Raw genomic sequence first — 13462 nt, forward strand, 5'->3', positions numbered from 1 at the left:
CCCCTTATTTGAACTGCTTTAAGAAGCGCATGTCGTTTTCGAAAAATGCGCGTAAATCGGTTACACCGTAGCGCAACATGGTCAGACGTTCGACGCCCATACCAAAGGCAAAACCGGTGTATTCTTCTGGATCGATGTTGACCGCTCGCAACACGTTAGGATGCACCATTCCGCAGCCCAAAACTTCCAGCCACTTGCCATCCTTGCCCATGACATCAACCTCTGCAGATGGCTCCGTAAACGGGAAATATGACGGTCTGAAACGAACCTGCAGGTCTTCCTCAAAGAAATGATGCAAAAAGTCATGCAAAATGCCTTTCAAATCAGCAAAACTAATGGCTTTGTCAACCATTAAGCCTTCAACCTGATGGAACATTGGCGTATGGGTTTGGTCGTAATCGTTACGATATACACGGCCCGGGGAGATTATTCGCAACGGCGGCTTTTCTGTTTCCATGGTACGAATTTGCACGCCACTGGTTTGCGTACGCAACATGATATTTGGCGAGAAATAGAAGGTATCATGATCGGCTCGAGCAGGATGATTCGCCGGAATATTTAGTGCATCGAAGTTGTGAAAGCCATCTTCGACTTCTGGGCCAGTCTTCACTTCAAAACCCAGATCACCGAAAAACCCTTCAATACGTGCTATGGTTCGCGATACAGGGTGTAAGTTGCCGGCCGTTTGACCACGCCCAGGCAAACTCACATCAACCTGTTCTGCAGCGAGTTTGGCATTTAATTCAGCGGTTTTTAACGCTTGCCCTTTCTCAGATAATAAGCCTTGGATCGTTTGTTTGGCTTGATTGATCCGTTGCCCAGCTGCAGGGCGCTCTTCTGGACTTAATTGTCCGAGACTCTTTAACTGTTCGGTTAACTTACCCTTTTTACCCATAAACTCGACACGAATTTCGTCGAGTTTGGCCACATTATCAGTGACATCAATCAAAGCTTTAGCTTCATTGATGATCGCATCTAGATCCATAGTACCCTCTAGCGGTGAACGCATCTCAGCGTGCGTATAAGCGTGCAAAATAAAGCTGCGTATTTTACACAAGAATCACGCCGAAGTGCTAGGACTAGATGCCGCTAAATCGTGGTTAAATTGGGGAATTCCTCAATTTAGTGGAGCGCTTGAATAAACTTATTCTCGCTCGACGTCAACAAGCGCTATCTGCTGACTTTTTTAGCGTGTTTTTGTGGCCGCCGACACGGTATCGATGAGCGCTTGGATCTGGGCATATATTTCACGGTCGTGGCCGACCATACTTTGCGCTTTCATTAACAACTCGCGAACTGATGAGTAGTTATTTATCTGCATGTAAGCCCGCACAGCACCCATTACCGCATTTATGTGTTGTGATGAAGCAAGCAATGCATCGATAGCAGCATTCGCTTCCGACTCGTCACTAAACCGCGCATGATACATAGCAAGCGCTGTCATACTCGGTAAATATGGCTGCAGTTCTACACTAACCTGCCACCAATGCAAAGCTTGCAGGCGATACTCATGCCCGAGCGCTAATTCACCCATGTCATACGCATGTTGCGACAATGCTCGATAAGTACTACCAATATTGTATTGCGTGTTGGCATCTAGGTCGTCGCGCTCAAGTAACGGTTGTAGGTACGCCTGGCTTTTCTCACTGTCCTTGCGTTGCGCTGCATGTATAGCGGCAACCGAGGCAGCAAAGGGTACGCCCGCATCGGCCGCTTGCTGCAAAAACGTTGCACCCAATCCATTCGGCTCTCGCCATCCCAATACGGGTGATAAGACTGACATGACCTCAACCGGAGTCATCGCTGAATGGCGAATATCACCGGTGATTTTAGGGCGCTCCAGTACTAACCCATCTTTTCTATCGCTACGCGCGTACTCGCGAAGCTCACGTTTTAAGTCTTTAAAGCTAATCGGGAAGCTTTGTGAGAATGCCGTATCGACGTCGACTCCATTACTCAATTGGGTTAAGAATTGTGCATTTGCGGCGTAATAGCTAGGAAATCCATTGCGCGCGCCGAGCGTAAAATAATGGGTTGCTAGCCACGCTGTTGCATAAAATTTTTGCTTAAAACGGTTAGATTTATCAAATACTGAATTGACGGCGAACAAATCATCGGGATTGACCATACCACGTCGTGACAACGTTTCCGCCTCGTACTCAGGTACTTGACCGATATAAACAAAATCTTTGCCTATGACCGCCGTAGAAAAAAATGTCGCGATGCCTTCATTGTACCAATCGGCGTATTTGATGGGTGCTGTGTTCGCGACCAGATAATGCACATACTCGTGATACAGCTTGGATAATCGATTTTCATCTCCAGCAGGACCAATGACCATTCTTGGGCCATAAACAATATCAACAAATACTGCAGAAGCTGAATTTGCGTAGGGTAAGTGCTGCCAAATATTGTTATTTTTAAATAGAAAGACGTCAACAGGAGGCATGTTAGTGCGATGACTTCCTTTAACCAATTGAATAATCGTGGCGCGAAAAACCTCTAAATCTTCAAGCAGGCCTAATGCCACCTCTGGCTCATGATCGCTGTATAGATTGAGGTTGTCTGAGTGATAGACATGCCACCCAGTTAAATCCTCCGTAGCGGCCAGTGGGAGGGACACTAGCGCGCACATCACAAACGTTAAGTTACGCACAAGAGCATTAACTTTGGAGTGAATATATAACTGAAATTGCATGTTTCTTCCCTGATACTTAACACCAACAATTGGGCTGGCAAATGTATAAAAAAACGGGGGGCTTGGCAATGAGGGATAATGACATTTAATCGCTCAATTGACTCAGCAGTAGTGATGAATGCCACGCATAAAAAAACGGCGAGCTTCCTGCTCGCCGTTTCCATGAAAGAACTTAAACCTATTGGTTAATAGATTATGCTAAAGCGCCTTTGGCTGCTTCAACAAGTGCACTGAATGCCGCTTTGTCGTGAACCGCAATATCCGCAAGGATCTTACGATCGATTTCAACAGATGCTTTCTTCAAACCGTTAATGAAACGGCTGTAAGACATACCGTTTTGACGTGCCGCAGCGTTGATACGTGCAATCCACAATTGGCGGAATTGACGCTTGCGCTGACGACGGTCACGATATGCGTATTGACCTGCTTTAGTAACTGCCTGGACAGCTACGCGATAAACACGACTGCGGGCACCGTAGTAACCTTTAGCCTGCTTCAGAACTTTTTTATGACGTGCGCGTGCAATTACACCGCGTTTTACTCTAGCCATTAGTCAGTCTCCTTGTCTTAAACGTAAGGCAACATGCGTTGGATAAGCTTAGTATCCGCGTCATGAACCAATTTTTTGCCACGTAAATGGCGTTTACGCTTAGTACTCTTCTTGGTCAAAATGTGACGCAAGTGAGACTGCTTGCTTTTAAAGCGGCCAGAAGCTGTTTTACGAAAACGCTTCGCAGCACCGCTGTTTGATTTCATTTTAGGCATTGCTAAAACTCCGCATTGTTAAATGTAGGCCTGATACGTGCAGTCGTATTTTGCCTAGTTAAAATATGCAGCAGGGTGACGTTCGGGTGCAGAACCGATTGTACTTTAAACCACTACTACTTCTTAATTGGGGCGAGCACCATGATCATCTGACGACCCTCTACCTTTCTAGGAAAAGACTCGCAGTTGGCAATGTCTTCTAAATCCGTTTTAACGCGGTTTAGTAAATCAATACCAATCTCTTGGTGGGCCATTTCACGTCCGCGGAAACGGATTGTGACTTTAGCCTTATCTCCACCTTCTAGAAAGCGACGCAGGTTGCGCAGTTTTACCTGGTAATCGCCTTCATCAGTGCCAGGGCGAAATTTAATCTCCTTGACCTGAATTTGCTTCTGTTTTTTCTTTTGCTCTTTTTGAGCTTTACTTTTCTCAAAGAGGAATTTGCCATAGTCCATAATTTTACAGACTGGCGGCTCGGCATTCGGACTGATTTCGACTAGGTCCAGACTCGCTTCATCTGCTGCCTGTTGAGCTTCAGCAATTGAGACTACCCCAACCTGTTCGCCTTCACTTCCTATCAAACGCACTTCACGTGCTGTAATTTCGTCGTTAATGCGGGCTTTATCGCCCTGAGCCTTATTGTTAGCGCCTTTAATGTGCTATTCCTCCAAAAACTAAATCGTCTGTTTGGCTAGAAGTATCTCAACTTCTCCAAACCCTAAGTACACGTATTGGCTACTTTATTTCTTTTGCGGTTACGTCTTTTTGCAACATTTGAATAAATGCATCAATTGACATTTTACCTAAATCTTCGCCGCGTCGAGTGCGAACTGCTACTGCATCATCTTGCATTTCAGCGTCACCCACAACCAACATGTACGGCACACGGTGTAAAGTGTGCTCGCGGATTTTAAAGCCTATCTTCTCATTTCTCAAGTCAGACTTTGCTCTAAACCCAGATTCCTGCAACTTTTTCGTTACTTTTTGCGAATATTCCGCTTGTTTATCGGTAATATTAAGCAAAACGACCTGAACAGGTGCTAACCACGTTGGGAAAAAGCCGGCATACTCTTCGGTTAAAATCCCAATGAAACGTTCAAGCGAACCCAAAGTTGCGCGGTGGATCATCGCTGGGACTTTACGCTCACCATCTTCAGCAACATAGGTTGCGCCTAAACGCCCTGGCATTGAGAAATCAAGCTGCACTGTTCCGCACTGCCATGCCCTATCGAGACAATCGTAAAGCGTAAACTCAATTTTCGGACCGTAGAACGCGCCTTCACCCGGCAAGTAATCGAATTCGATGTTATTCGCTTTTAGTGCATCGGCCAGCTTTTGCTCAGCTTTATCCCAAGTTTCATCCGAACCGACACGCTTTTCTGGGCGGGTCGATAATTTAACCGCGATATTTTCAAAGCCAAACACCTTGTATACTTCATAAACCATCTGGATACAGCTAGACACTTCGCTTTCAATCTGCTCGTCAGTACAGAAGATATGCGCATCATCTTGGGTAAACCCACGCACACGCATTAAGCCATGCAGCGCGCCTGACGGTTCGTTGCGGTGACAGCAACCAAATTCAGCCAAACGCAACGGTAGATCACGATAGGATTTTAAACCTTGGTTGAAAATCTGGACGTGACCTGGACAGTTCATTGGTTTGATGGCGTATTCACGTTTTTCCGACTCAGTGGTAAACATGTTTTCCGCATATTTATCCCAGTGTCCTGACTTTTCCCATAACGAGCGGTCCATCATCAGCGGAGCTTTAACCTCGCCAAAGCCATATTCACGCTGCTTTTCACGGATAAATTTCTCAAGCTCAGTGTAGATTGACCAACCATCGCTATGCCAAAATACCATGCCTGGCGCTTCTTCCTGCCAATGCCAAAGGTCTAACGACTTGCCGATTTTACGGTGATCACGCTTTTCGGCTTCTTCCAAACGTTGCAAATAGGATTTAAGTTGCTTCTTGTCAGCCCACGCAGTGCCATAAATACGCTGCAACATTTTATTGTCAGAGTTACCACGCCAGTACGCGCCAGCTACCTTCATTAATTTAAAGTGATGACAAAAACGCATGTTAGGCACATGTGGACCACGACACATATCCACATATTCTTCGTGATGATATAACCCCGGACGATCGTCTTTACTGATATTTTCGTCCAAAATCTCAACTTTATAGGTTTCGCCGCGCGCAGCGAACGCATCGCGAGCTTCTTGCCAAGAGACTTTCTTTTTAACCACATCGTAGTTGGTTTTAGCTAATTCAAGCATGCGCTTTTCAATTTTAGCTAGGTCTTCATTGCTCAGTGGCTCTGGCAAATCCACGTCATAATAGAATCCATTATCTATCGTCGGACCAATCGCCATTTTTACATCTGGATAAAGTTGTTTTATCGCATGGCCTATTAAGTGGGCACACGAGTGGCGAATAATTTCTAACCCGTCTTCATCTTTTGCGGTAATGATACTCAAGTTCGCATCATTTTCGATAAGATCACAGGCATCAACCCGTTCACCATTGACGCGACCGGCGATGGTCGCTTTGGCAAGACCAGGCCCAATGTCCATGGCAACGTCTAAAACAGATACAGGGTTAGCAAATTCGCGTTGGCTTCCATCCGGAAGAGTAATTACAGGCATGTTCGATCCTACACAGTGGTGACGCCTACTCTGCGCCACTTGTTCAATTAAAAATTTAAGGCAATAAAAAACACCCATACGAGGGGTGTAAGAGCTGGCGATTATAACCTCAATTCCCTGTGACGCAAGGCCTTCCACTCTTCCATTGCAAATTGTTCGTTATCGACCTTAAACGATATAGGCATAACAGAATGGTTTTTCAGATCGAACTGGATTAACACATTTAGCAATGTTGACCATACTTGAAGTTCAGGCATTGCGAGAACGCAGGTATGTGGCATTTTATCAGCGATACAATTAGCACCGCTATCGGTGACGTTTTCATTTGTGATAGTGCAAAACAAGTAAACCATCAGCATAACCATGTGAGCTATGTGCTAAAGGGTAGTCAACGCCGCTTTTTTGTTAAATTAAGCACCGGTAAACAACCTCAGGCCGGTAAGAGCCCCCTCGCCTGCGAAGCAGAGGGATTGCGCGCGCTAGCGTCAACTCAAACCGTGCAATGCCCACGCGTGCTCTGCCATGGCGAATTTTCTGAAAATCAGCAAGACTATGAATATTTAGTTATCCAGTACATTTGCTTTAAGTCACCATCGCAGCAGTTATGGCAGGACGCTGGCACCCAGTTAGCGTTACTACACGGCTCTCCTTTACCTGAATGCTTTGATGGGAACGCGAGCCAGTATGGTTGGGTAACCAATAATTACTTAGGTGCTACTGAACAGATCAATTCCACTAACGCCAATTGGAGTGACTTCTTCCTGCAAAATCGGATCGAATACTATTTGCGTCAACTCAAGGCCGCGACAAAGGTTGTCAACTCGGCCGTTTTGCAATTAGTCGAGCAACAACTGGCGCAACATCAACCACAGCCTTGTTTGTTACATGGTGACTTGTGGCACGGCAACATTGGCTTTAGTGCATCGGCTCCCGTCATTTTTGATCCAGCTATATGGATTGGTGATCCGGAATGTGATTTGGCGATGGCTGAACTTTTTGGTGGTTTTGCCAAAGTCTTTTTTTCTGCTTATCACCAACAATTACCGGCAAGCTCGGAGCTCGAGCGTCGTCGGCCCATCTATCAGTTACCGCACGCCTTGAATCATTGGTTAATGTTTGGAGACACCTATCAAGGCATGGTTGAAACGCTGGTTTCACGAATAAAGGAAAACGAATAAACGCGACCTAATTGGTCGAAACTGATATTTAGTGCGTATCTTGTGACATGATGTTTAACCACATTCAAACAACAATGACACTAAAGCGCGCTCGAGCAATCTTTTTCCTTCTCGTATGTCTTGCCCTCTCCTGCTTGACGGGTTGTTCCCCTAATCGTGTCTCTACAACGTTAGATGAGTACGTAGAACGCCTTGCCAGAGTCATGGATGACAAGGCTCCAAACGTCAATTTCACGCCTACTCAAACCTTTCCAAGCAAAGCCGAGCTTAGACAGGAAGTGCAATCACTCAGTCTCAATGTGCGCGAATTCCTCAATTTACCCAATTGTCGTCTTTCGACTCTGGTCGCAGAGCGCAATACTGCTTTGGGTAAAACCCAACCACCTTCACAACGTTTTGTCTATGAAGTAACTGTTACCCAGGCACTACAAGAATGTGCTGACACGGCGACCGATGAATCTGTGCAAAAGCAACTACGAGAGTTGGCCTTTGCGAAACAGTCTCAGTTGAGCGCCAACTACGCAAATCTATTACAAACCAGCGATGAACTGATACTAGCGTTTTCTCAGGCGCAAGGTGTATTTGCTGGTGATAGCTCTGATGGATTGCACGCTACCATTGCCGCTTTGCAGTACTTAACAGCCGTAAATCCACAACAATCCAGGTTGGCAGTACAAAGTGAACAATTAGAGGAGCATCTGCAGTCTTTACTGCAACATCGGCTACCCGCTAAATTGTGGCGCACCCAATCGCACCTCGCTGAGAGCCTGCAGACGATTAATGCATGGCTGGCTCCGTTATTCAAAGAGTTGAATTGTAAAAGCACCGACGGCGCACAACGAGCGGAGATTTTACGAAATGTGTTTATGCTATTTTTTGCTGAGCAAATTCAACCGCTGGCAGCACAAGTCAACACCTATCATTACCAGCTATCACCGGTGCTTACTGAATTACTAAAAGCGCCAAATCTATCGCCTAAATTGCTGGATAGCGTACAACAGCGCATTGATGCTCACGATATATACTCAGCGGCTGTGCGAGAGCATATTGAGTTGTGGCAAGACTTGTTTTCACGTTGTGCGATAACCGTCACCGCGCAATGAGCGACAGGTAAAAAGAGATTCCTTTCGTGCGTTGGAATTACGCGCGCTTTCGCTCGTCTAACGCAGATTCGTTACTCGCATCTTCCGCTTGGATTTTCTCCAACTTCTTATATTTGATGATCCGCGCACCAAAGATCCGCTCTACATTTTTGCGACCTAAATACGCAATCGGTGAATAGGGATATTTACGTTTGAAAAATTTTGGTAGTTTCACAATGCCCTCTGCTTTTACTCACTTAAAACAAGGGTCTGCGTAGTTTGAGAAATGTATTGGCAAAGGATTAACTTGCCGTGCTGCAACAACCGCGATTAGCGCGTTATAAAACAGTAAAAAAACATCCTAAATTCCGTTGACCCGTTGGTAAGTATAGCAAATATAAAAAGAAATTTCTTGTTTAATTTAATTCAAACAAAATTCTGTTAATTAAATAAGCCTGTTGTGGTGGATTTTTAAGTAACCCGTTAACCAGCGACGAGGTTTAGTTCTTGCTTAGAAGCTCTGCATACGCATTCAATACTTTAACTGAACGCATTTCTAGCTGTGGCTGGATTTTTGCGGCATATCGCTATCTGATAAGGGTTTGACCAATGAGTCGCTCAGCCTCTGCCAAAGCGTCTTCCAACAAACTTTCAACATCTGGTAGCACACCGGTATTATTCCAACTGTCTTGGTTTTTAGGATTGAGTATTTCGGCATAAGGCAGAGTTACACTCAAATGCTGGCTGATAGCTTCTGTCCGCGTTAGTTGGCTTAAACCCATGGTAGGTTTTCCTATAATAGTTGCACGACCCTCGCTTTTTAATCTATCTAAGAAAAGCTCCCAAGCGCCGGCTAAAAATGGACTCGTGAGAATGAATATCGGGATATCTTGCGCCACTGGATTATGTGCGCCTTTAGATCGGATTATTAAGTATTCACCGTGACTTAGATGAAGCTTGGCGAGTGGTTCTCCGCTCGGAACAAAATAACCAAGTAAAAAAGTGATAAAGGATAAAGAACTATGCCCGGCCGTTCTGAGGTCGATAATTAAAGCATCGCTACCGCTAACGAACGTTAGCGAACTATCAAAGATGTCTTGCCAATCACTTTCGACAAAATCTCCATCAATGGCCAAATAGCCAAGATTGTTGGCGTTCACCCTTGCTTGAACTGCACCGGGAAAGTAGCTAGTGGAAAAGTTGGTTGGCGATTCATGCTCATCCCGAAAGAGGATCTCAAAACTGGGATCATGGCTGACTGAAAACAGCAAAGATTCTAGTTTCCTTTTCAACCGACCAAATGGGTAATGGCCTTCAAATTCTCGGTTCTTCAGAGCGCGAGTTAATGCGATATTCAGCCTCTCGCTTTTTTCAACAGGTAAATAATGCTGGTCAATAACACTTTTCAGATTCGCTAGCGCTTTTATCACCTCACTCTGTGCTAGCACAGCCTCATCATGTTGCGCGAATACCTGATTGCTGACCAAGGCGAACATGAAGACTATTACAGCCACTATGTTAGACAAAAGAATTCCTAGCAAGTTGGTTAACCTAAAATATGCTAGCGTCGCGACTTTTTTTCAACCGCAAATACAGTAACGGATTATGTCACCAATCGAAAACAAAGCCTCCGGACTACATGAAAACAATTTGTTGGTAATATTTTCTACCAAAATAAATTATACAAGTATATTTTTTCAATCTGCTTCGGGATCAGGTAGATAATTTGTAAAAAATTACTCTACAGATACACATACACTTTCAGCATTCTTAGACTCTCGTTTGTATGGTCCAATGCTAGCTCAACATTTTGAAAAATTTCGTCAGAATACTATTGGTCATGATTTCGCACTTCAAACAACCGATAAGGCATTAAATATCCTATACGCGGATTGGACAGCGAGTGGGCGCTTGTATCAGCCAATTGAAAATTTCATAAGCGAAACGCTTGGCCCTTATATTGCCAATACACACACAGAAACCAACCTGACTGGTTCAACTATGACGTTGGCCTATCATGAAGCACAAGGGATCATTAAGCGCCATGTCAACGCTAATGACAATGACGCACTCATCTGTGCGGGCTCAGGAATGACAACAGTAATCAACAAATTGCAACGCATGATGGGGCTACGGGTTCCTAAACAACTAGCAAAGTCCACCTCAGATCCAACGCGTCCAGTGGTTTTTGTTACGCACATGGAGCATCATTCAAATCAAACTACATGGAACACGTGCGACGTTGATGTTGAAGTTGTGCGTCGTGGTGATAACGGTCAGCCCTGTCAACAACATTTACACGCACTCTTGAAACAACATCAGCATCGAGCGCTAAAGATAGGCTCTTTTACTGCATGCAGTAACGTAACCGGTATATGCACCGATTATCACCAACTTGCCAAAATCATGCATCAATATGGCGGCCTTTGTTTTGTCGACTTCGCCTGCTCCGCTCCCTATGTATCGATCGATATGCATCCAACTGATCCGCTGCAAAAGCTCGATGCAATTTTCTTCTCACCACACAAATTTTTAGGTGGTCCGGGAAGTTGCGGGGTGCTGATTTTCGACCGTTCCCTGTACGCAACGGAAGTGCCTGATCAACCGGGTGGAGGAACCGTTACCTGGACCAATCCGTGGGGCCAACAGGGCTTTTATAACGACATCGAAGTCCGCGAAGACGGCGGTACCCCGGGCTTTCTGCAAACTATACGCGCAGCTTTGGCTATTCAAGTGAAAGAAGCCATGGGCATCGATAAAATGGCACGGCGTGAGAAACAACTTACCGACATTTTAATGTCAGGACTTAACGCTATTGATGACATATATCTTCTCGAGCCTGACGTGCACGAGCGCCTGTGTGTTGTGTCTTTTTATTCAACCCGCTGCCATTACAACTTGATGGTGCGGTTACTGAACGACAAATTCGGGATACAGGCGCGGGGCGGTTGCAGTTGCGCCGGTACTTATGGCCACATATTACTCAACGTCGATAAAGCACATTCTGAGTCAATAACAGGAAAAATCGACCAGGGCGACTTATCTGACAAGCCCGGTTGGGTAAGGGTTTCTCTGCATCCAACCAACACTGATGAAGAAGCACAATTCATAGTACGTGCGGTTGAGGCAGTTATGCGAAATCTAGATCATTGGCAGCAGCAATACGTGTTTAATCGCGCTACTGGCGAATTTATCAATGTAATGCCAACCAGTGTGCAAAAAAGTGTGCTTTCGCATTTTGACCCGCTGCAATTACACTCAGCGTTATTCCAAACTAATGCTAACACCGAAAATAACTTGCAACGCCCAGTTGTTACATTATAACATTTTTTCGACTGATTAATTCTCAGGTGGACGCTATGTTGCCACCCGAGACCCAACCAATAGGAAAAGAAATGTTATCTGGCAAACGTGCTAGTGTTGCAGCTGCCATAGGTGCAGTTTTGTTCATCACAGGATGTCAATCAACTGCACATTCGAACCAAGTGAGTTCATCAACAGAAGCGACCGCAGTTAGTCAAACAAACGATACACTGACATTCGCTACTTGGAACGTTGAACACTTAGCATACCCAATCAATCAAGGCTGTAAGCCACGAAGTCTGGCTGAACTTAATGAGCTGCAAGACTATGCTCGAACGCTCAATGCTGACGTTGTAGCGTTACAGGAAGTCGCTTCAATAGCTGCCGTTGAGCAACTATTCCCCAGTAATGAATGGCAAATATTTATCTCGCAACGCCCAGACAGTGAGGCCTATAGTTGTCGGGGTTCACAAGCACCATCAACACAACAGAAGGTCGCGTTTGCCGTACGCAAAGGTATTGAGGTTCTTGATGCTAAGTCACTTGCTAGTTTTGGTTTGGATTCACCCGGACTGCGTTATGGCTTAGAGCTTGAGCTTGCCTCCCCACTTGGCACAATCAGCGTGTTAAATGTGCACATGAAAAGCGGCTGCTTCGTTGATAACTTTTCGCGCGCAGATTCAGACGCCTGTAAAACCTTTGCGCAGCAAGCACCACTGCTGGATGGATGGGTAGAAAGCAAAGAAGCACTGCAGCAACCCTACGTGGTTTTGGGTGATTTTAATCACCGCCTATCCGCACCGTACAATCACCTGACCCGCATGTTGACCACTAATACCGATGACTCTGCATCGAGCTTAGTCAACACTACGGGCTCGATGATCGGTTGTCACCCCTACTATCCTGCGCCGATTGATCATATCTTCGTTGGCAACATGTCTGTAGATGAGAGTTCTTTGGTCTCCAAAGCTCATCTATTTAAAGATATGCAGCCAGAGAAAATGCTCAGCGACCATTGTGCAATTAGTTTCGTGTTACAGAAACCACAACTGCCGCTTTCCAGTGCAGTGAAATGGCAGACCACAAGTAAGGAATATGCGTTATTGACCGAAAAGGCCTACCGGCAAGCTCAACAGACTATCAAAGGACTCACGTCCCAAGACACACCATGGGTTGTCGTGATGGATATTGATGAAACTGTTCTGGACAATAGCCAATATCAGGTCCGCCTCGATCGTAGCGGTCAGACCTACACCTCAGATAGTTGGGCTGCATGGGTAAAAGAAGAAGCGGCAACGTTAGTCCCAGGTGCAAAAAGCTTTATTCAAACGGTGTTGGACGAAGGTGGTAGTCTAGCGCTGATCACTAACCGCGATCGCTCGTTGGATCAATACACGTGGAATAATCTACTCGCACTCGACTTGCCGCTAACCACCGACAATACATGCTTATTAGGGCGCGTGGAAGCGGATAAGACCAGTATTAATCACACGACGATAATCAATGATAAGGACTTGCGCCGACAACAGATCAGAGACGGCGTGGCCGAGTGCTATCAATCTGCCAGTTCGCGCGGACAAAACTTGCCTGCAGCGCGCATTGTTATGCAAGTAGGTGACAATATTGAAGATCTGGAAGGTGTGACCCAAGACGATGCAGACATTCAGGCGATCCTGAAGTCACATGCTGACACGTTTATTATGCTGCCTAATCCAATGTATGGTTCATGGTAACGCTGTTTCCTGCCCCATTATAAAAACAAAAAGCCCGATATCTATCGGGCT

The 13462-nt window shown here is 45.5% G+C and carries 12 protein-coding genes; 4 read left to right on the forward strand and 8 right to left on the reverse strand.

Going from position 1 to position 13462, the window contains the following annotated elements; all coding sequences use genetic code 11:
- Positions 1–4 precede the first annotated feature (4 nt).
- The 6 genes from pheS to thrS form a co-directional block, all read right to left on the reverse strand.
- Positions 5–985, reverse strand: coding sequence for a phenylalanine--tRNA ligase subunit alpha (gene pheS, locus CSH92_RS14085; RefSeq protein WP_100658456.1), 981 nt, complete (start codon positions 983–985; stop codon positions 5–7).
- A 201-nt stretch (positions 986–1186) separates the two neighbouring features.
- On the reverse strand, positions 1187–2698 hold the full coding sequence (locus tag CSH92_RS14090; RefSeq protein WP_100658291.1) for a DUF1570 domain-containing protein: 1512 nt from the start codon (positions 2696–2698) through the stop codon (positions 1187–1189).
- 193 nt (positions 2699–2891) lie between these two features.
- On the reverse strand, positions 2892–3248 hold the full coding sequence (gene rplT / locus CSH92_RS14095; RefSeq protein WP_100658292.1) for a 50S ribosomal protein L20: 357 nt from the start codon (positions 3246–3248) through the stop codon (positions 2892–2894).
- 17 nt (positions 3249–3265) lie between these two features.
- Entirely contained in the window at positions 3266–3463 is a 198-nt protein-coding gene (gene rpmI / locus CSH92_RS14100) for a 50S ribosomal protein L35 (protein WP_100658293.1), read from the reverse strand.
- A 116-nt stretch (positions 3464–3579) separates the two neighbouring features.
- Entirely contained in the window at positions 3580–4119 is a 540-nt protein-coding gene (gene infC / locus CSH92_RS14105; protein WP_100658294.1) for a translation initiation factor IF-3, read from the reverse strand.
- Positions 4120–4198: 79 nt separating this feature from the next.
- On the reverse strand, positions 4199–6115 hold the full coding sequence (gene thrS, locus CSH92_RS14110; RefSeq protein ID WP_100658295.1) for a threonine--tRNA ligase: 1917 nt from the start codon (positions 6113–6115) through the stop codon (positions 4199–4201).
- A gap of 272 nt (positions 6116–6387) precedes the next feature.
- Between thrS and CSH92_RS14120 the strand changes: the two genes are divergently transcribed.
- Both CSH92_RS14120 and CSH92_RS14125 read left to right on the forward strand, forming a co-directional pair.
- On the forward strand, positions 6388–7293 hold the full coding sequence (locus tag CSH92_RS14120) for a fructosamine kinase family protein (protein WP_100658297.1): 906 nt from the start codon (positions 6388–6390) through the stop codon (positions 7291–7293).
- 47 nt (positions 7294–7340) lie between these two features.
- Positions 7341–8396, forward strand: coding sequence for a DUF3080 family protein (locus tag CSH92_RS14125; protein ID WP_100658298.1), 1056 nt, complete (start codon positions 7341–7343; stop codon positions 8394–8396).
- Between the two features lie 37 nt (positions 8397–8433).
- Here CSH92_RS14125 and CSH92_RS17135 read toward each other — a convergent pair whose 3' ends face one another.
- Both CSH92_RS17135 and CSH92_RS14130 read right to left on the reverse strand, forming a co-directional pair.
- Positions 8434–8610 (reverse strand): hypothetical protein, encoded by a 177-nt coding sequence (locus CSH92_RS17135; RefSeq protein WP_164084752.1) that lies wholly within the window; start codon positions 8608–8610, stop codon positions 8434–8436.
- Between the two features lie 352 nt (positions 8611–8962).
- Complete coding sequence (locus tag CSH92_RS14130; RefSeq protein ID WP_124916965.1) at positions 8963–9901, reverse strand: S41 family peptidase; 939 nt, start codon at positions 9899–9901, stop codon at positions 8963–8965.
- A gap of 268 nt (positions 9902–10169) precedes the next feature.
- Between CSH92_RS14130 and CSH92_RS14135 the strand changes: the two genes are divergently transcribed.
- Positions 10170–11699, forward strand: a complete 1530-nt coding sequence (locus CSH92_RS14135; RefSeq protein WP_100658300.1) for an aminotransferase class V-fold PLP-dependent enzyme — start codon at positions 10170–10172, stop codon at positions 11697–11699.
- A gap of 71 nt (positions 11700–11770) precedes the next feature.
- Positions 11771–13411, forward strand: coding sequence for an HAD family acid phosphatase (locus CSH92_RS14140; RefSeq protein WP_100658301.1), 1641 nt, complete (start codon positions 11771–11773; stop codon positions 13409–13411).
- Positions 13412–13462 lie beyond the last annotated feature (51 nt).

Source organism: Neoalteromonas flava (genome assembly GCF_002807685.1).
Taxonomy (GTDB): domain Bacteria; phylum Pseudomonadota; class Gammaproteobacteria; order Enterobacterales; family Alteromonadaceae; genus Alteromonas_E; species Alteromonas_E flava.